General features: G+C 27.8%; 21 protein-coding genes. 20 read left to right on the top strand and 1 reads right to left on the bottom strand.

What is annotated here, in order from left to right; translation table 4 throughout:
• Positions 1-84: 84 nt before the first annotated feature.
• From rpmG to JV175_RS01325, 7 genes are all read left to right on the top strand, one after another.
• Positions 85-237, top strand: a complete 153-nt coding sequence (gene rpmG / locus JV175_RS01355) for a 50S ribosomal protein L33 (RefSeq protein WP_205498557.1) — start codon at positions 85-87, stop codon at positions 235-237.
• 12 nt (positions 238-249) lie between these two features.
• The gene (locus tag JV175_RS01350; protein ID WP_205498555.1) at positions 250-1290 is read left to right on the top strand and encodes an aminopeptidase P family protein; all 1041 of its coding nucleotides are present in this window, start codon (positions 250-252) and stop codon (positions 1288-1290) included.
• Between the two features lie 85 nt (positions 1291-1375).
• A complete protein-coding gene (locus JV175_RS01345; RefSeq protein WP_205498553.1) occupies positions 1376-1810 on the top strand; it encodes a hypothetical protein in 435 nt (144 codons plus the stop codon).
• The gene (cmk, locus tag JV175_RS01340; protein WP_205498550.1) at positions 1800-2480 is read left to right on the top strand and encodes a (d)CMP kinase; all 681 of its coding nucleotides are present in this window, start codon (positions 1800-1802) and stop codon (positions 2478-2480) included. Before JV175_RS01345 ends, cmk begins: the two co-directional genes overlap by 11 nt.
• Positions 2480-3799, top strand: coding sequence for a ribosome biogenesis GTPase Der (gene der, locus JV175_RS01335; protein WP_205498548.1), 1320 nt, complete (start codon positions 2480-2482; stop codon positions 3797-3799). The genes cmk and der overlap by 1 nt, the downstream gene beginning before the upstream one ends.
• Positions 3792-4787, top strand: a complete 996-nt coding sequence (locus tag JV175_RS01330; protein WP_205498546.1) for an NAD(P)H-dependent glycerol-3-phosphate dehydrogenase — start codon at positions 3792-3794, stop codon at positions 4785-4787. The genes der and JV175_RS01330 overlap by 8 nt, the downstream gene beginning before the upstream one ends.
• Positions 4788-4789: 2 nt before the next feature.
• On the top strand, positions 4790-5068 hold the full coding sequence (locus tag JV175_RS01325) for an HU family DNA-binding protein (RefSeq protein WP_205498544.1): 279 nt from the start codon (positions 4790-4792) through the stop codon (positions 5066-5068).
• Here JV175_RS01325 and recU read toward each other — a convergent pair.
• A complete protein-coding gene (gene recU, locus JV175_RS01320; RefSeq protein ID WP_205498542.1) occupies positions 5055-5552 on the bottom strand; it encodes a Holliday junction resolvase RecU in 498 nt (165 codons plus the stop codon). The genes JV175_RS01325 and recU overlap by 14 nt on opposite strands.
• 214 nt (positions 5553-5766) lie before the next feature.
• On the opposite strand from recU, the gene JV175_RS01315 reads away from it, so the two are divergent.
• The 13 genes from JV175_RS01315 to JV175_RS01255 all read left to right on the top strand — a co-directional run bounded on the left by JV175_RS01315 (position 5767) and on the right by JV175_RS01255 (position 20477).
• Positions 5767-6084 (top strand): 4'-phosphopantetheinyl transferase superfamily protein, encoded by a 318-nt coding sequence (locus tag JV175_RS01315; RefSeq protein WP_205498540.1) that lies wholly within the window; start codon positions 5767-5769, stop codon positions 6082-6084.
• Positions 6085-6107: 23 nt separating this feature from the next.
• Complete coding sequence (locus JV175_RS01310) at positions 6108-6968, top strand: lysophospholipid acyltransferase family protein (RefSeq protein WP_205498538.1); 861 nt, start codon at positions 6108-6110, stop codon at positions 6966-6968.
• Positions 6969-6971: 3 nt separating this feature from the next.
• Positions 6972-7727, top strand: coding sequence for a segregation/condensation protein A (locus tag JV175_RS01305; protein ID WP_205498536.1), 756 nt, complete (start codon positions 6972-6974; stop codon positions 7725-7727).
• Positions 7717-8331, top strand: coding sequence for an SMC-Scp complex subunit ScpB (gene scpB, locus JV175_RS01300; protein ID WP_205498534.1), 615 nt, complete (start codon positions 7717-7719; stop codon positions 8329-8331). The genes JV175_RS01305 and scpB overlap by 11 nt, the downstream gene beginning before the upstream one ends.
• On the top strand, positions 8324-9160 hold the full coding sequence (locus tag JV175_RS04175; RefSeq protein WP_205498532.1) for an RluA family pseudouridine synthase: 837 nt from the start codon (positions 8324-8326) through the stop codon (positions 9158-9160). Before scpB ends, JV175_RS04175 begins: the two co-directional genes overlap by 8 nt.
• 13 nt (positions 9161-9173) lie before the next feature.
• Positions 9174-9467: an Asp-tRNA(Asn)/Glu-tRNA(Gln) amidotransferase subunit GatC gene (locus JV175_RS01290; RefSeq protein ID WP_205498530.1), complete on the top strand. Its 294-nt coding sequence runs from the start codon at positions 9174-9176 to the stop codon at positions 9465-9467.
• Positions 9460-10779, top strand: coding sequence for an amidase family protein (locus tag JV175_RS01285; RefSeq protein WP_205498528.1), 1320 nt, complete (start codon positions 9460-9462; stop codon positions 10777-10779). Before JV175_RS01290 ends, JV175_RS01285 begins: the two co-directional genes overlap by 8 nt.
• Complete coding sequence (gene gatB / locus JV175_RS01280; protein ID WP_240337564.1) at positions 10779-12197, top strand: Asp-tRNA(Asn)/Glu-tRNA(Gln) amidotransferase subunit GatB; 1419 nt, start codon at positions 10779-10781, stop codon at positions 12195-12197. The genes JV175_RS01285 and gatB overlap by 1 nt, the downstream gene beginning before the upstream one ends.
• Complete coding sequence (locus tag JV175_RS01275) at positions 12190-13203, top strand: YihY/virulence factor BrkB family protein (protein WP_205498526.1); 1014 nt, start codon at positions 12190-12192, stop codon at positions 13201-13203. The genes gatB and JV175_RS01275 overlap by 8 nt, the downstream gene beginning before the upstream one ends.
• A gap of 38 nt (positions 13204-13241) precedes the next feature.
• Positions 13242-14270: an ECF transporter S component gene (locus tag JV175_RS01270; protein WP_240337563.1), complete on the top strand. Its 1029-nt coding sequence runs from the start codon at positions 13242-13244 to the stop codon at positions 14268-14270.
• Complete coding sequence (locus JV175_RS04330; RefSeq protein ID WP_308699416.1) at positions 14270-19114, top strand: valine--tRNA ligase; 4845 nt, start codon at positions 14270-14272, stop codon at positions 19112-19114. The genes JV175_RS01270 and JV175_RS04330 overlap by 1 nt, the downstream gene beginning before the upstream one ends.
• Before the next feature lie 254 nt (positions 19115-19368).
• A complete protein-coding gene (locus JV175_RS01260) occupies positions 19369-19608 on the top strand; it encodes a DUF2188 domain-containing protein (RefSeq protein ID WP_240337562.1) in 240 nt (79 codons plus the stop codon).
• A complete protein-coding gene (locus JV175_RS01255; RefSeq protein WP_205498524.1) occupies positions 19599-20477 on the top strand; it encodes a bifunctional 5,10-methylenetetrahydrofolate dehydrogenase/5,10-methenyltetrahydrofolate cyclohydrolase in 879 nt (292 codons plus the stop codon). The genes JV175_RS01260 and JV175_RS01255 overlap by 10 nt, the downstream gene beginning before the upstream one ends.
• Positions 20478-20518: the final 41 nt, after the last annotated feature.

The raw sequence follows: 20518 nt of genomic DNA, 5'->3' as shown, positions 1-20518 counted from the left end.
AATAAGATAGTTATTTATAAAAAAATCATTTATAATATTTAATATTTACTAAAACTAAATTTTAATTAACAAAAAGGAGACAAAATGCCAAGAGATGGAATCACTTTAAGATGTGAAGAATGTAAAATGGAAAACTACATTACAAAGAAAAACAAAAAACTTCACCCAGAAAAAGTAGAAGTTAAAAAACATTGCCACAAATGCAACGCTCACACAACTCACAAAGAAAAAAAATAATAAGAGGTTAAAATGCTTAAAAACGAATTATGAAAAACATTTGAAGATAATGATTTAGATGTCATTATTTCTGATGCTCCAGAAACAAGACTATGAATGGCTGAAGTTCAAACAACTGATGGTTATTTAGTGATGGAAAAAGAAGTTGCTTACTTATTCGTTGATGGTCGTTATATCGAATATTGTCAAAATAACGCAAAAAACGTTGAAGTAAAACTTTTAAAAGGTGACTCTTTATCACAATTTTTAAAAACAAAAGACTACAAACGTGTAGGAATTGAAGAAGATTATCTAAAAGTCGGAGTTTTAAATCGCTTTAAAAAAATGCTTCCTGAAGCAACTTTTAAAGAAGTTAATGGACAATTTTATCGTATTAAAAAAGACTACCGTGAATATTCAATAGTTGAAGAAGCCTGCAGGATTTCTCTAGAAGCTTTTGAAGAAGTTAAAAAATATCTAAAAGTGGGAGTAACTGAAAAAGAAATCGCTCACAAATTAGCTTACTTAATGAATATTTTTGGTGCCGAAAAAGAATCATTTGAATCAATCGTTGCATTCGGAAGAAATGCTGCTGAACCACACCATCATCCAACTGATACTCCTCTTGCTGATGGAGATATTGTTAAAATTGACTTTGGTGCACAATATAAAGGTTGAGCAAGTGATATTACAAGAACATTTTTCTTTGGTACACCAAGAAATGAAAAATTAGTTGAAATTTTAACAATTGTTAAAGAAGCTCAAAGACTAGGTCGCGAAGCTGTAAAACCTGGTTTAAATACAAAAGATATTGATAAAATCTGTCGTGATTATATAACTGAAAAGGGATACGGTGACTTTTTCACTCACTCAACAGGACATGGAGTAGGAATTAATGTTCATGAGTTACCAAATGTTAGTTCTATTTCTAATTTCGTTTTAGAACCAGGGATGATAATAACTGTTGAACCAGGAATTTACATCGAAGGTTTAGGTGGAGCAAGAATCGAAGATACAGTTTTAGTAACAGAATCAGGTAATAAAGTTTTAAGTCGTCCTGAAGACTATAAATAATAAAAGTGCTTCGGCACTTTTTTTATATAAAAAAGTCCTTTAAAATAGCATTAATTTATTACTTTCATATATAATTAAATACATTATGAGCCAACAAAGTCGTAAGGAATTTTTTAAAGCGTATCGTGAAGAATTAAAAACACTTTCTTCATTGCAAAAAACAATTTCAAAAACCCAAAAAGACTATCAAAGGCTAAAAGAAAAAATCGCAATAAATGTTCCAGATTTTGATAAAAAAGTTGAACAACTTCAAAACTTTACACAAGTAGAGTTTGGTTTTGATTTTGAAGAATTTCAAAAACCAATATCAAAATCAGATGAAGAAATTGATGAAATCATTAATTTTTTGGAAAATGAAGTAAAAAACATTAATGAAATCAAAAATAAGAATATTTTAGACGCAAAGAATATTTTTGAAAAAGAAATTGCACCAAAACTAAAAGACAAAAAAATTGAAGAAATTATTAAAAAAGCAAAAGAAGAACAAAAAGATATAGAAAGGAGTTTGGATGAAAAATAAAAAACGAATTAATATTGCAATAGATGGGCCTTCAGGAGTTGGTAAATCTTCAGTTGCAAAATTATTAGCAAAAGAATTAGGTTACTTTTTCATTTCAAGTGGTTCAATTTATCGTTTAATTGCTCTTAATGCACTTGAACAAAAGGCTGACTTAAAAGATTCAGAATTAGTTAACTCACTTTGAGAATTTAGTGACGTTAAAATCGACGAAAAAGAGCAGGTATATTTTAAAGGTAGAAATATTACTCTTGACCTAAGAAAAAATGAAGTATCAAAAGCAGCTAGTGATATTGCTGTTTATCCAGAAATCAGAAAAAAAGTTGTAGATTTTTTACAATGATATTCTGAGTCTTATCGTGGTGTTATTATCGATGGTCGTGATGCAACTTATCGTATTCTTCCAAATGCTGAACTTAAAATCTTTTTATGAGCTGATGCTGATATTAGAGCAAAAAGAAGAGTTTTACAAAATGCTGAGTTAGGCTTATCATGCAACGAAAAACAAATCTTAAAAGAAATTAAAGAACGTGATCTTCAAGATATGAATCGCAAGGAAGACCCTTTAATATGTTCACCAGGTTCAATCAAAATCGATTCAACAAATATGAATTTATTAGAAGTTTATGATGAAATTCATTCATTAGCTTTAAATAAAATTAAGGAGAATTAATGAAACAACTTGTTGCAATAGTTGGAAAACCAAATGTCGGTAAATCAACACTATTTAACAAATTAATTAACAAACGTAAAGCTATTGTTCATGACCAACCTGGAGTTACTAGAGATCGTTTATATGATGAAGTAAAATGAAGTGGAAGAAGTTTTAAAATTGTAGACACTGGTGGAATTACTGTTAATGACGACAAAATTCAATCACAAATTTCAATTCAAGCCCAAGTTGCAATCGAAGAAGCTGATGTAATTATTTTTATGCTTGACGGGAAACAAGATATTACTAATGAAGATTATTTTGTTGCGAATATATTAAGAAAATCAGGCAAACCTGTTCTAGTTGCTATTAATAAATGTGAAGGACAGCGGGGAGAATTTGATCCCGTTTTCTATTCACTAGGTTTTGAAGAATTATTTGCGCTAAGTTCAATACATGGTGAAGGAGTGGGTTCATTACTTGACTCAGTGATTGAAAAATTAGGTCCTGAAAATAATGAACAAACCAAACACTTTAGATTAAGTATTATTGGAAAACCAAATGTCGGTAAATCGTCGCTTTTAAATGCTTTAACTGGTTCATATCGTTCAATTGTTAGTGATATAAGCGGAACAACAAGAGATAGTGTTAGTGATTTAGTTGACATAAATGGAGAAGAATTCGAAATTGTTGATACTGCCGGAATTAAGCGTAAGTCAAAACTTGTTGACAGTGTCGAACACTATGCTTTAATGAGAGCTATGAGTTCATTAGAAGAAAGTGAAATAACTTTACTGGTTTTAGATTCAACTGAAGATATTGCTCACTTTCACCTAAGAATTTCAGGTTTTGCATTTGAACAAAGAAAACCATTAATAATTGTTGTTAATAAATGAGATTTAATTGAAAAAGAAACTAACACAATGCGTGAATACGAAAAAATGTTAAGAGAAAAATTTAAATTTATTGACTGAGCACCAATTGTATTTATTAGTGCAAAAAATAAGCAAAGATTGCAAAAATTAAAAGACACAATTTTAAAAGTTCGTGAAAATCTTGAACGTCGTATTCCGACTTCAAAATTAAATGAAGCTTTAATGCAAATTCAATTAATTAAGCCAGCTCCTTCTTTAAAAGGAAAACGTTTAACAATTTCATTTGCGCAACAAATTGAAGCAAAAATACCAACTTTTGTTTTATTTGTTAACGATAGAAATTATGCTCACTTTAGTTATTTAAGATATATCGAAAACCAAATTCGTGAGTATTTTGACTTTGAAGGAACTCCTATCAATATTCTATTAAGAAATAAAAATGAAGGAAAAAAGAAAAATGAATAACAAGATTACTGTAATTGGTTCAGGATCAATGGGAACAGCTTGTGCGAAAGTTTTACATAACAACGGACACAATGTTGTTGTTTATGGAATTGATGATAACGAACTAAATGATTTAAAAAATGGAAAAAACTTAAAATATTTCCCAGAAACAACAAAATTACCAAAATTTAATGTTTCAAATAATTTAAAAGAAGCATTAGATAAAACTGATTATGTTTTGCTTGCTGTACCTTCAAAATTTATGGATAAAGTTTTTGAAGATGTTTTAGCTAATGTTAATTCTAATATCATTTTTATTAATGTTGCTAAAGGATTTTACCCAGGAACTATTGTTCCATTGCATAGCGCAATTAAAGAAAAAACCAAAGACAATCCTAATGTCTTGGGAGTTGTTTCTTTAATAGGTCCTTCACACGCTGAAGAAATTGTTAAAGATTCAATTACAGTTGTTGATGCAGTCGATTCTGACATTAATAAAGCTAAAAAAGTTCAAGAATTATTTTCAAATTCAAACTTTAGAGTTTATACACAAACTGATGAAATTGGAGCTGAAATAGGTTCAATTTATAAGAATGTTTTAGCCATTGCTTCAGGAATTTTATACGGTAAAAATTACGGTATTAATACTAGAGCAGCATTAATAACTCGTGGACTTGTTGAAATGCGTAAATACGCAGAATATAATCATGGAAAACTCGAAACATTATTCGGTTTAACTGGTATCGGCGACTTAATCGTAACAGCTTTTAGTGAATTTTCAAGAAACTTTAGCTTTGGTACTTTATACGCAAAAGAAGGTAAAAAAGCCTTAGAAACTAAAATGACTGTAGAAGGATTGACAGCTTTAAAAACTATTCATGAAAATATTATTGTTAAAAACATTATGGAACTTCCCATTACTGAAGGTTTATACAAAGTAATTTATGAAGATTATGATATTGATAAAATGCTAAAACTATTAATAACAAGAGATTTAAAAAGTGAGTAATTATGAATAAAAAAGAATTAATGACAGAAATTGCTAATCGTGTTGAAAAAACATATGGTGAAGTTGAATTAGTATATGATGCAATGGAACAAGTAATTTTAGAAAACCTTAAAAAAGGTGAAAAAATTGTTATTTCTGGTTTCGGAACATATAGTGTTCAAGAAAAAGAAGAACGTGAAACAACTAACTCATTTACAGGCCAAAAAATGATAGTTGAAGCAAAAAAAGAACCTAAATTTAAATTTTCACGTGTTGCTAAAGCAAATGTTAATGAAGATTAATAAAATCTAAATAGTTTAAAATCCCTGGAAATATTAGTTTTAACTCGTGTCCAATGTTTTTGGACTCGTTAAAACTAAGGGATTTTTTATTTTTAAAAAATTCATGCATGTTTGATGCATCAACATAAAAAAACGTATTATATTTTTTAAAAAAGATCACATAAAAACCAACACCCCCAAATTTGTTAATTAAGTTTAAGTATTCAATTTGATGAGGTTTTATATTATTTATTGGTAGATTATCATCTTCGGTTTCTTTTGCTTCAAACGCAATAAATTTTGATTGATAAACGCCATAATAGTCGACTGTAGATTTTTGCACAATTCGAGCCTTTTCCAAAAATATTTTATTATCCATATTTTTGATTTTAGTAAATTTTATATCAAGATTTTTCTTGTGAATTAAGGCTTTATTTAAAAAAAAGTAATTTTCATTTGCTTGATTAATAATTGATTCTAAAAGCATTCCTTTGTTTTTTGACATTTTTTTCCTTTCACTATTTAAAGTACGAAAAAAGATATAAAAAATAAAAAAATCTCTATTTTTTTCAAAAATAACATTTTTTACTGAAAAAACTACTGAAAAATATTCTTTTTAATATTAATTTATTTTTTTTGTAAAAAAAATCAAAAAAAATATTTTTATGTTATTTTTTATATTTAAAAAATATAAAAAAATTAACATATAATTTTTAAATATGTTTAATGTCGGTATTGATTTAACAACTATAAAACGCTTTGATGAAATTGATATTTTAGCTATTAAAAGATTTTTATCAAAATCAGAGTTTGATGAGTATTTAGAAATTACAAAAACTCATACAAAAGATTTTATAAACCTTTTTTTAGCAACAAGATGAGCTTTAAAAGAAGCAATATTTAAAGCTGATAATCGTTTTTATGAGTTTAAAAAAATCAATATAACCAAACATGATAATGTATATCATTTCGAGAATTTTTCGCTTTCGACAAGTAATGAAAACGGAATGGTAATTGCAATTGCAATCAAAAATTAATTTTTCAATTTAAGGAGCAAAATATGAATATTAAAGCCAAAATGATTTTATCAAGTCCTTGACTATTTTTAAAAACCTTAAAAGTTTTAAGACAATCAAGAGTCTATCGTAATAACCCAAGTATGTACGATCAAGATATGCGTATGGATTTCATGGTTAAGAGAGCAAAATGAATTTTAAAATTTTTAAAAATTGATCTAGAAGTTGTTGGGTATGACAAACTTCCTAAACAAAGTGCAATTTTATATCCAAATCACGTTTCTAACCTTGATCCTGTTATTCTTGTTGCAGCTTTAGCTAAACAAACTAAAGATAAATCAGTAAATCACAAATCATGTACATTTCTTGCAAAACAAGAATTAGAAGATAACTTTATCACTCGTAAAGTTTTATACATATTAGATACTATGTATTTAAATCGTCAAAATTTAAGAGAAAGTCTTGCAACTATGGAAAGTTTTGGCCAATTAATTCGTGATCAAAGAAATCTTGGAATTATTTTCCCTGAAGGAACTAGAGCAAAATCTGATCAATTACTTGAGTTTAAAGCGGGTGCTTTTAAAGTTGCCAAAACTAATTTTTATCCAATTATTCCTGTCACAATTAATGGAAGTGGGCAAGCTCTTAATCCAAAAAGAAGCAAAAGAATCAAAGTTCAAGTTATTTTCCATGATGCTGTTGACTCTTTAAAAATTCAACAAGCTGAAACAGCCCAAATAGCACAAATGACTCAAAAAATTGTTGCTTCAGAATATCAAAACCAAGAAGTTTACTCATCACCAAAACAAAAAACACGTAATCCAAAAAGATTGACATATTCACAAAAACGAGCAAAAAAAGAAGCTAAACTAGAAGCAAAAGCAAGAAAATACGAGGACTTTTAGAATATGAACAACGAAATCAATGAAGAAAAATCATATTTAGATATTCAGCTTTCTTCATTTAGTGGTCCGCTTGATTTACTTGTAACTTTGATTAAAGATAAAAATATTGATATTTGAGAAGTTGATCTTGCACAAATTGCTAATCAATATTTAAAAATTATTGAAAACTTGCAAGAAAATGATTTTGATACCGCTAGCGAATATCTAGTTATGGCTGCTACATTAATTAATCTGAAAGCCAAAATGATTTTACAAGATCCTGAAACTCAAGAAGAAGTTTCAAAAGAAAAAATTCGCTTGCTTGCACAAATTGCTGAATATCAAAAATTCAAAGAAATTGCTGTTACTTTAAAAGATAACGAGCAACAACGTAAAGAAATGTTTAATAAAATTCCAAGTAATTTGCAATCTTTTGTTAAAAAAACTGATGAAAATGTTGTTGATGGTCATTCATCAGTAAATCGTTTATCAATCATTTTGAAAAAAATGTTTGAAAGAACTTATGCTGAGCAATTAAAAAATATTTCTTTAAGCACAAAACAAGTTTCACCAGAAGAACAAAAACAAAGAATTTTAGAATTAATTAAAGATCGTACCAAATTAAGCTTTGAAGATATTTTTACAGTTCCAACATATGGACATTTTGTAATTAGTCTAATTGCTTTATTAGATCTTGCAAGACAACAAATTCTTGTGATAAACCACAATGAAAACACTGAAATTATTGAGGTTGTAAAAGGAGAAATGTATGGAAAATAATAAAATTTTAGAAGCTTTGATATATGTTCAAGGTGATCAAGGTTTGAGTGTTAGCCAATTAAAAGAAGTTTTAAAGCTAAATTCAGATCAAGAAGCCAAAAAAATGCTCCAAGATTTTGAAAAATGATTTAACTCACTAGGTCGTGGAATTAAAGTTTATGAATTTAATGATATTTTTAAATTCTTAACCGTTAGTGAAGCAAAAGATGCAATTAGTGAATTAGTTAGCGTTTCAAAACGTCAAGGGCTTTCGCAAGCAGCGATTGAAGTTGCTGGAATCATTGCTTATAAACAACCAATAACACGATCAATGATTAACAATATTCGTGGTGTAATTAGTGACCACATCGTAATTACCTTATTAACCAAAGGTATTATCGAAGAAGTTGGGGTAGCACCTACTCCAGGACAACCAATTTTATATGGTATAACTGATAAATTTTATGATTACTTCAAAATAAAATCACTTTCAGAATTACCGGAATTTCCAGAATTTGATAGTTATGACGAAGTTGAAGAAGTAAAAGATCAACAAGTTTATGACTTATTCAATTCGCAAAGACAAGAAGATGAAATAGAAAGTGAGTTTGATTTTAATGATTAAAATAATTGCAAACGAAAACGATAAAAACAGAAAACTATATAAGGTTGTGCAAAAAAACGCCAATAATTTACCAACCTCAAAGATTGAAAAAATCTTCCGTTTAAAAGATGTTAAAGTAAACGGTAAAAAAACAAATGATAAACATTATGAAGTTCAACCAGGTGATGAAATTTTAGTATATGGTGTTGAAAATGCCCATATTGAAAAAAAGGTTCAAAAAACCAATGTAACCTTCAAAAAAGTTTTTGAAAACGATGATATTTTGATTGTGGACAAAAAACCAGGAATTGCAATGGTGGGAGAAGAAAACTGTTTAAACAATCAAGTACTAACATATTTAAAATATGAAAAACAAAGCGCATTTATGCCTGATTCAATCGGAAGACTAGATAAAGTTACTTCAGGATTAGTAATTTATGCTAAAAACTACCCAACTTTAGTAGAACTAAAAGCAAAACATAATGATTTTGTTAAAACTTATCAATTTATCAGCGATTTTGATGGTGATGAAATTATCACAGTAAGACTAAAAAAAGATATTGAAAATCAGAAAATGACTGTTGATAAAGATAATAAATTTGGAACTAAAGCAACAACACATTTCTTTGTACAACAAGGAAAGAAATTCGCAACCTTAAAAACTGGTAAAAAACACCAAATTCGGGCAACACTTGAATACATGGGTTATCCAATTTTAGGTGATGTTAAATATGGTGGAACTAAACATCATCGTGTATTTTTACACTCATATTCAGTTACATTACGTAATTTAGATAAACAATGAGAATACTTAAATGATCAAGAATTTGTTTCTTATCCAAAATGATAATTAAGGAGTAAAAATGGAAAAAGCAAAAATGATTAAGTTAGCAAATGATTTGCTTTTTGATGTTAAAGAAGAAGTTTTTGAACTTTTAAATGAAGAACACGAAAATATTAAAAAACAACTTACTTTGCTAAATAAATTCAATTTAGATAACATTGAACCAATGACTCATATTAATGAAGCTGCAATAGATTTTGATTTATTAAGAGAAGATGAACCTAAACAAGGACTGGCAAAAGACAAATTATTAGATAATGCTTTTGATAAAGATGCTGACTTTGTCAAAATAAGAAAGGTTATTAATGATTAATAAGGGAAATTTAAAACAAGCAATTCTTGACGCAAAAAATGATCAAAATAATGCTGTTGCTTACGTTTATGAACAAGCACAATTAAATGATTTTGGCCCATTAGCACAGTCAGTATATTCAATTAAAAATAACTATGCAACTGGTGAAGTCAGTGCCGATGGTTCAAGTTATATTTTGCAAAACTTCAAACCTCACTATAATGCAACCGTCTTTCGTTTACTAAATGAAGCTGGAGCAACATGTGCTTTTAAAACTCATTTAGATGAATTTGGTTTAGGGGGTACAGGACAATACTCACACTACGGATTAATCAAAAACCCACTAAATCACGAACACTTTGTTGGTGGTTCTTCTTCAGGAGCGGCTGCAACAATGACAAATAATATTGCATTTGCAATTGGTTCTGATACTGGTGACAGCGTTAGACTACCAGGTTCATTTGTTGGTAAAGTTGGTTTTAAACCTTCATATGGAGCAGTAAGTCGTTATGGGCTTTATGCTTTTGCTTCTTCACTTGATACAGTTGCTTGATTTAGCCACAATGTAAATGATGCTTTCGAAGTTGCTAATGTTTTATTCAAAAGTGACTTTGAAAACGATAACACCAGTATTGATTTAAGTTTTTCAAAAGATGAAATTAAATCGATTAAACCTCAAAAAGTAGCTTATCTAGACTGTTTTGACTATCTAAGTGATGCAGTTAAACAATCATACAAAGCTATATTAGAAAAATTAGAAAAACAAGGTGTGCAACTTGAAAAAATTGCCATTAATGAAGATTTATTAAATTCAATTAGTGTTGTTTATCAAGTAATTTCTTTTACTGAAGCTAGCTCAAATTTAGCTAATCTAAATGGAGTAAGTTTCGGACAAAGAAGTGAACAAGATTCATGAATGCAAACCTATATCAAAACTCGTCAACAAGGTTTGGGAGTAATGGTTCAAAGAAGATTGATTTTAGGTTCATATTATCTAGAAAAAGAAAATCAAGACAAATACTTACATGTAGCACAAAAAATGCGTCGTTACTTGAATGATTATTTTACTAAAATTCATACTGAAAATGACTTGTTTATTTACCCAGCTTCTAAAGATGGTGCTCCACGTTTTGATGCTAAAAACAATAAAGAATCATTTATGGATTTTATTCTAACCAATGCTAACTTAGTAGGTAATCCTTCATTAACTTTAAAAATGGGTACAAATGATTTAAATATGCCTTATTCATTAGCTGTAGATGCAAAGAAATTTAATGATGTTAAATTATTGCAACACGCACTATATATTGAAGACTTATTAGGAGAAAAATAATGGAATTTGAAGCAGTTATCGGAATTGAAATTCACTTAGAATTAAATACAAAAACTAAAATGTTTTCATATGCAGCCAATGATTTTAATTTAGCTCCTAACACATCAGCAAGTGTTATTGATTTAGCTTACCCAGGAACATTGCCTTTATTAAATAAACAAGCAGTCATTTATGGAATAAAATTAGCAAAAGCCTTAAATATGACAATCGATCATGAGCTTCATTTTGATCGGAAAAACTACTTTTATCCAGACTTACCAAAAGGTTATCAAATTACCCAACAATTTCGTCCTATTGGTCAAGAAGGAAAATTACCAATCCTTTTAGAAAATAATCAATATAAAGAAATTGCTATTGAAAGAATTCACCTTGAAGAAGATACAGCAAAACAACTTCATGAAGGAAAATGATCTTATATTAACTATAATCGTGCTGGTGTACCATTGATTGAAATTGTGTCAAAACCAGTCATGAGTAGTGCTAAGGAAGCGGTTGAATATATTGATACAATTCGTTTAACAGCTCTTGCTTTAAATATTTCTGATGCCAAAATGCAAGAAGGTTCACTGCGTGCTGATGTCAATATTTCTGTACGTCCTAAAGGTTCACAAACTTACGGAACTAGAGTCGAAATTAAAAATCTTAACTCTTTAAACAATGTCCAAAAAGCAATTGAATGAGAATTTAACTGACAAGTTGAAAAATATTTAAAAAACGAAACTTTTGAACAACAAACAAAACGCTTTGATGAAGCAACTCAAACTAACAAAACTATGCGTTCTAAATCAAGCGCAGTGGATTATAAATACTTCGCAGAACCAAATATTCCGTTTGTAAAATTAAGCCAAGCTTTAATTGATTCAGTTGAAGTTAATGAATTGCCTTGACAACGTAGACAAAGATATATTGAAAAAGGTTTAAACTCCGTGCAATATAATCAATTAATTAATAATATTGACTACGCTAATTTTGTTGATAGTCTGGATGAAAATAATCTTAAAAAAGTCGTTAACATTTTCTTTAGCGATATAGTGTCGTTTTTAAATGAAAACAATCTTGCTTTAAAAGATTTAGTTTTAAAAGTAAGTGATATCAAAGAAATTATTCTTAAACAAGAAAATGGTGAAATTTTAAAACAAAGTTTAAAACAATGTTTAACTGAAGCACAACAAAATTCATATCAAAGCGTTAGTCAATTGATTGAAAAATTAAATCTTAAAGCTCAAGATTTAAGCGAAGAAATCGCCGCAATTATTGATGAAGCTTTAAAAAACAACCCTGATATGGTTGCAGAATACTCACAAAGACCTGAAAGAGTAACAAAATTCATTATTGGGCAAGTAATGAAACAATTAAAAGGGAAAGCTAACCCACAAAAAGCAACTGAAATTTTAATTGCCAAATTACAAAATGCGTAATAAAAAAAATCATATTAAACGTTATCGCGCTAAAAACTTTAAACACGGACAAGCAATTAAGTTTTCAAGTGGAACATTCATTTTTGAAAGAATTTTAAAAACAATTATTTTTTGAATTTTAAAATTGTCAATCCGTGATTATATGCAAGAAAGTCGCGAAAAGACTCAACATATCATTGATGATACATACAAAAGACTTCGTTCAAAAGAATTTATGTACATTCCTGCTGGTTCAGCCTTGTACTTATTTATTTCTTTTGTGCCGATTGTTACATTAGTTTCTTCAATAGGATTCATCAATTCAAATCTTAATACAATTCTGCGCTCGGTTGTTTTAGGAAGAATTATTCCCGGAATCGAAAAAATTGTTCCTGATTTAAGCACAATTATTAAAACAGGAACAACTAATAACATTGTTCTTGCCATTCTATTCGTTTTTTCGGCCTTATGACTTTCAAGTCGAGGGTATGCAAAATTTATTGATTCAGTATCAATTTTTTATGATCATAAGGGTCCAAATCGCTTTCTAAGAAATAAAATTAAAGCTTTATGAATAGTTATTAGTTTAACTTTAATTATTTTTATTGTTTTCTTAATTTTCAGTGCTTTTATGTGATTTTTAAACGCAAAAGCAGGTTGAGCAACTAATTCATGACAATTTTTATTTGTTTATTATGTTTTAGCGATTTTTTTCATTTTTGTGATTTTTATTTCTGGTTATATCGGTTTATTTAAGTTTGCTCCAAACTTTAAACTAAAATACCAACACGTTATACCTGGAGCATTTGTAAGTGCGATACCTTCTTCCATCTTCACCGCTGTTTTTGGTACCTTTGTTTCTTTAGGTACTTACGATAAGTGAGGAGCAGTATCATCTTTTATGTACTTACAAATTTTTCTATTATTTATGTCCTATTTTACCTATGTAGGATTGCTTGTTAATGCAAGCTTTTATAGAACTTTTATTTCTAATCAAACAATTCCAAAAAAAATCAGTCGGATTTAAAAAATATATTAAAATTATAAAAGAGTTAAGGAGAATATATGGAAAAACCATCAAGAGTAGTGTCTGATAAAATCCCAGGGGGATTTAAACACTACCTGACTTGATTACGCGCACAGACTGATATAAATTTCAGTAAATGAAACTCAAAAAAGATTGCTTTTGTCGGAGTTTTAATTGCAATCAGTGTTGTTTTTTTCATAATTAGTGTAAGAATCGCTCCAATCAGTGCCTTACCAAGTTTTAAATTCTCTTTTATTGGTTTACCTGTCAAAATTACTGGTTTTTTATTTGGTCCATTCATTGGTGCCATTACCGGAATTTTAGCTGATTTAATTTCATTTGCTTTAGTACCAACTTATTATAATGTTCTTTATACTTTAGCAGTATCTACTGCAGGAATAGTACCTGGTATTTTTGCTTGATACTATTTTACTGTTGGTGGTTTACTATTTTCTTACCGTTATCGTATTTATTCTTTAAAGCAAATTATTGATTACTTTAAAGAAAAAAATGCTTTAGCTTTAGAAAAAGAAGATTTAGATCTTTCACAATACTATTCAGAAAAAGTTGCTTACTATGAAGTTAAATTAATTTTAGTGGAATCAAAATCAAAACCATTAGGATTAATTAATTTCGCTTATGCTTCAACAATGATAGTTTTAGCATTACAAATTCTTATCATCCTTGCAATATTTGCTAATATGTCTGATAGTATTTTTGCAAATAATAGATTTATTAAAAATAAATGATTCTATATCGTTATTACTACCGCTGGTTTCGTAACAATGATGGTGGGAGCAACTATTTATCGTTTAGTTTTAAGAAGAAAATACAAACGTTTTATTGACATTATGGCGATTATTAGTTTTTGTGCCGTATTAGAATTTTTAAATGTTTTATTACTTTCATGAGCTGATTACCAAACTCTAAAGACTGACTTTTGAGTTAACTTAACAAGTCACACCTTATTGAGTCCTGTAAAAATTTGATTTAACTTATTAGTTATTTTTACTGCTTATCGTATTATTTCTCCACTAATTCAAAAGAAACAAGTAAATGGTTTTTAATGCAAAAAATATCTAAAAAACCAATTTTTCAGGCGATAAGATTAGCAAAAATTAATAAAAAAAATATGATTGTTGATGTGGAAAACATCAACTTTTCGCTATTTTCTAATAATATTTTGGCATTTGTTAATCAAAATAATAAGGTTTCAGAAAATATTTATAAAATTCTAACTGATAAAAACATTATGGCTAAAGATTATTTGGGGCTAATGATCTTTAACGATGAATTTGTGCATTATCGTAATTACCACCACTTTAAATGTGCAACAAACTACACTAAGAACATTAACTTTGCATTCGGAAAAGAATGGGATAAAAATAATAAGCGTCAAAAATTGATTGATATTCTTTATGATAATTTTATTGAGAGTGGAATTTTTGAAACAGATGCTAAAGACTTTTTACGCGATTGAAAAAAGATTCTTGGAGAATATCGCAAAATTCTTGAATTAGTTCAACGTGAAATTTCACTCAACTACTATGAGACATATAACGATTTATTAACACAAACTCTTGCTAGTCTAAAAGCTGTAGAAGTACCTAAATACAAGGATGTCTTACAATCTAATAAAACCCAAATTTTTATTGATGAGATATTAAATATATTCAACAATTTTTATCAAAAATTAATTGTTCTTTTTCAAGAAACCGAAAAAGTTATTATCCAAAATTTTGAAAAACATCAAACTCTTTACCGTGAAAATAAATTATTTTTAAATCGACAAGAAATTATTGAGTTAGAAGAACAAAAAAAACAATTTATAAATGATAAAAAAGATTCTAATTGAAACAATTTTAAAAACTTGATTTCAAAATTTAAGCTTGAAAGCCAAAAATTTAAACAAAATAAGAACCGAAATCTTTTTGTTAGTCTTAAATCTATCCATGACTTAAGAATTCGCCAAAAGGCTTACAAAAAAATCTATAAATCTAAACGTAACAGCGAAGATTTTGTTTATTTTTATAAAAAATATTTAGCATGCAAGATCGTTAAAAAAATCTTTGTCAAGAATTTTTTTAATGTTAAATATTTAGACATTACTAATTTTGAAGAATTCTTAGCTGATTGTAAACAAACCATTGATGGTTTTGATTATGCATCTATTCTTTATAAAAAAGGTGATTCAAATTCAAAAATTGCGAAATCAATAAAGTTGCAATCTTATGATTATGGACAATTTCCTTACTCAAAATATAAAGTGATCGCAAAAGAACAGCGTCAATCTCACTATCTAAAACATCAACAAAATGCTAAACAATTATGAAATTGATTCAAAAATATAAAAAACATTTCCAAAAAAGTTTTAACTAAATCAGATATTTTTGAATTAAAACAAACTAACCACACTATCAATGAGTATCGTTTAAATTATGAATGAAACAACAAACAAGTATCAAGGCAAATTAATGAAAATTTGTACCAAGCAAATCATAAACTTCAAGAAAATGAAAAGCTCCTTAAAACCAATATCAAAAATCTTGAAAAATCGTGAAATAATTTCATAAATATTTATGAATACTATTTAAAATATATCAAAACTAACAAAAATATTTTAAATGAGCAAAAATCTAAATTTAAATTTGTTAAACATTTAGAAATTAAAACTAATGATTATGAAAATAATTTAAATGAATTATTTAATATTTTCGATGAAGAACAAATAAGCAATAATTATTCATGACATTTATTTTTATTTAAGCGTCACATTTATAATTTATTAGATAAGTATAATATTGATGTTTCCAATCTTGAAAAAATTGTTGCCAATATTGACAAACAAATAATAATTAAAATTGAGTTAGCTAATTTATTTGTAGGAGATCCAAAATTGATTATTGTTGGACCAGAAGTAAATAAATTTGAAAATGACTTAAAAAAATTCATTTTAAGTGAAGTGAACAAATATGTTTTTGAAAACCAAATTTGTGCAATTTCATTTTTAAATGATTTACAATTAGCTAATGACTATTCAACTCATGTTATTGTTTTTGATAACAAGCGTGTGATTGAAGAAGGTAAAGTTTCTGCTGTATGCACTAATCCAATGCATCCGCTTGTAAAGAAAATGTTAAACATCGTCGACGTCAATAAAACTAATTCATATTCAAATATCAATATTCAAGAATATAAAATCGATGAATTCCATAATATTTATTGTTCTTGAAATGAGCTTTTGAAATGAGCTTCTAATTATCGCTTAAAAGATGAAAAAATTCAAAAAGCACTTCAAGATCAAAAAATTGAAAAAAACACCAAGCCAATCACAACCAAACTTAATGATAAATTTTTCGTTAACGAAAGTGTTGTTGTTGATTATAAAAATATAAATAAATTCGAAAGGAAAGAAATGGATAAAAATTTCGACCACAAAATTATTGAAAAAGGTAGATATCAAAAATGACAAGACTCGAAAGTGTTTCAAAAACATGATCAAACTAAAAGACCATTTACAATTATCTTGCCACCTCCTAATGTAACAGGTAAATTACATATAGGACATGCTTTAGATGGCTATATCCAAGATACAATTATTCGTTATAAAAAATTACAAGGATATGACACTTTATTTTTACCAGGAACTGACCATGCCGGAATTGCCACTCAAGCTAAGGTTGATGCATTATTACAAAAAGAAGGTAAAAATAAATTACAAATGGGTCGTGAGTTATTCCTTGATGAAGTTTGAAAATGAGTAAACGAGTATTCATTAATCATTCATCAGCAATGAGCCAAACTTGGTTTAGCTCTGGATTATTCAAACGAACGTTTTACTCTCGATAAAGATGCAAATGAGGCCGTTTTAAAGGTTTTTGTTACTTTATACAATAAAGGCATTATTTATCGCGGAACTAAAGCAATTAACTGAGATCCTGTGCAACTTACAGCACTTTCAAACATAGAAGTAATTAACGAACCTGTTGAACAAAATATGTATTACATTAAATATCCACTTCAAGACTTTGAAAATGAATTTTTAGAAGTAGCTACAACAAGAATAGAAACAATACCGAGTGATGTTGCGATTGCATATCATCCATCAGATCAAAGATATAAAAAATACTTAGGTAAAAATGTTGTTCACCCATTTACAAAACAACTGATTCCAATTATTGAAGACGATTATATTGATCCAGAATTTGGTTCGGGACTAATGAAAGTAAGTGCCCACGCAACTAATGATATAGACATCATTTTTAAAAATAATCTTGAAGTTAAAGAATGTATTGATACACATGGAAAAATGAATCAATTAGCTTTAGAATTTGAAGGACTAGATCGTTTTGAAGCACGTAAAGCTATCGCTTCAAAACTCGAAAAAGAAGGTTACTTAATCAAAACTGAAAAAACTATTTCAAATGTGGGATTAAGTGAACGTTCAAATGCTCCTATTGAAATTTTGGTGCAACCGCAATGATTCTTAAAAATGGATAAAATGTCAAAACTAATTCTTGATAACTTACAAAGTGAAAAAGGAGTTAAATTCTATCCTGAACGTTTCCATGAAGTAATTAAAACATGAATGGAAAATGTATACGATTGAACAATTTCACGTCAATTATGATGAGGACACAGAATTCCTGCTTATTATAAAGATAATCAAGTGATTGTTAGTCTTGAAAATCCTGGTGAAGGATGAAAACAAGACGAAGATGTTTTAGACACTTGATTTAGTAGTGGTTTAGCTCCTTTTGTTTTCTTAGGTTGACCGCAAAACGATCAAAAGGTAAAACGTTACTTCCCAACTCAATTACTTGTAACAGGATATGATATTATCTTCTTCTGAGTTGCAAGAATGTATTTCATGAGTCTTGAATTCATGGATAACATTCCTTTTGAAAATGTTCTAATACACGGACTTGTTCGTGATGAGCAAGGTAAGAAAATGTCTAAATCTTTAGGGAATGGAATTGATCCTATTGAAGTCATCGATAACTATGGTTCAGATGTTTTAAGAATCTCATTATTATTTAATTCAACTCCAGGACAAGATATTAATTTTGGTAATTCAAAATTAGAAACCGCAAAATTATTTGTTAATAAATTCTGAAACATTGCCCGTTATGTAAATTCAATTGAAGAAACTGAAAACACAAATAATTTAGATAAATATGATCAATGAATTATTTCAAGAATTAATAATTTTGAAAAACAAATTGAACAAAACATGGATAAATATGAATTTAGTATTATTTATAAAGAAATTCAAAAATTCATTGTTAATGAATTTAGTGGATGATATTTAGAATTTGCTAAATTCAAAGAAAACAAAAACTTGATTCATAAATTATTTAAAAAAGTTTTATTATTAATGCATCCATTCTTACCATTTACAACTGATTATTTATATGAACAAATGTATTCAGGAAATATTCTAGAAGTTGAAAATATAATATTTGACACACCGGATGAGTCAAACACTGAACAAATGATTGAATTAATTACTGAACTTAGAAAATATCGTGAACAAAAAAATATTTCAAAATCTAAGGTTTTATACTTTGATTATAAAAACATCCTTCTTAACCCTGATGATTTATTTATTATCTCAAAACTAGCTAACTTTGAATATCAAATAAATAACGATACTCTTATCCAAGCAAATGGTTTTGAATTATTCATTAAAATGGATCAAGAAACAAAAGAATTAGAAATTGCAAGATTACAAAAATTAATTGAGGATAATCAAGTTGATATTGATCACGTATCAAAAATGCTTAATAATCCAAATTTCATGGCGAAAGCAAATCCTCAAAAAATTGCTCAAGAGCAACAAAAACTAGAAGTTTATAATACTAAAAAAGAAAGCTATGAAAACGAATTAAGAAAGCTTCAAAATGATTAAATATTCAAGAAAAAGTTACACAAAAACTAACTTTTTCTTTTTTATTACTTTTTTAATCATTATTTTAAGAGTTTTTATAAAAAATGATTTTCTAAATAATTGCAAAAAACAAATAAATAACTTTTAACAAAATTTAATTTTTTTGAATTCTAAAATCAAATGGTTTATAAAAAAATGCAATTTTACTTTTTTTCATAAACTAAATTAAATATAATTAAAGTAAGTAAAAGTTATAAAAATAACGGGAGAACAAGATGCCAGAATCAAAAGAAGAAAAAACAATAAAAAAAGAACCATCAAAAGTTTATTATGTTGTTAACCATACAGATTCTTTAGGAGAAAAGGGATGAGGAGTTAAGGTAAGAGGCGGGAAAATCCTAAAACACACCAAGACTCAACAACAAGCAGTAGATTATGCTAAATCAATTAAAAATTGTGAAAGCATTATGTTGCAATCTAAAGAAGGAAAGTTCAGAAAGCTTTCATGGTTTTAATTTTAGACGGTAAAACACTTAGTCAAAAAATCCAAGAAAACATTTCCCAAATAATGTCGCAAAATAAATTTACTAAAGTTCCTAGTTTAGCAATTATCCAAGTTGACCAATTATTTGAATCAAACATCTATGTTAAAAATAAAATTAACACAGCTTTAAAACTCGGTTTTAAAGCTGAATTGTTTGTTTTTGAAAAGGATGTTAAGCAAGATTATTTGATTAATGAAATAAAACGTATTCAAAAAGAATTTGATGGAATTATTGTCCAACTTCCCCTTCCTAAGCATTTAGATAAAGATCAAATTTTAAATACAATTACACCAGAAAAAGATATAGATGGTTTAACATTGTTAAATAATCAAAAATTAGAAAATAATCAGGAAGCTTTTTTACCAGCGACAGCCCTAGGAATTTATATATTATTAAAAAGCTATAATATTAATATAAAAAATACAAACATTGGCATTGTGGGTGAGTCAAAAATAGTAGGCTATCCTATTAAACTTGCACTTTTAAAGAATAATTCCAAAGTTACTTCTTATAACAAACAAACAGGAATAAGTAATTTAAAACAACACGACATTTTAATCGTGGCAGCAGGAGTAAAACATTTAATTAACGCTCAACACGTGACTAATAATTCAGTTGTAATCGATGTAGGAATTCATCGAGATACAAATAACAAAATAACAGGTGATTGTGATTTTGAAGCAATTAAAAATATAGTTAAAGCAATAACTCCTGTTCCAGGTGGTGTTGGACCAATGACAATAGTGAGTTTGATTATTAATTTAATTGTTGCTTTTGCAAAACAAAATCAAGATTTTGCTGAAAAATTCAATTCAATTATTAAACTTTCAGAATTTTAAAAAGACACAACTTCTGGTTGTGCCTTTTTCGTTTTTTAATC

This window comes from [Mycoplasma] gypis, from assembly GCF_016924775.1.
GTDB lineage: Bacteria > Bacillota_I > Bacilli_A > Mycoplasmatales > Metamycoplasmataceae > Metamycoplasma > Metamycoplasma gypis.
Note: the sequence above shows the minus strand (reverse complement) of the source record. Positions and strands in the feature narration are given on the sequence as shown.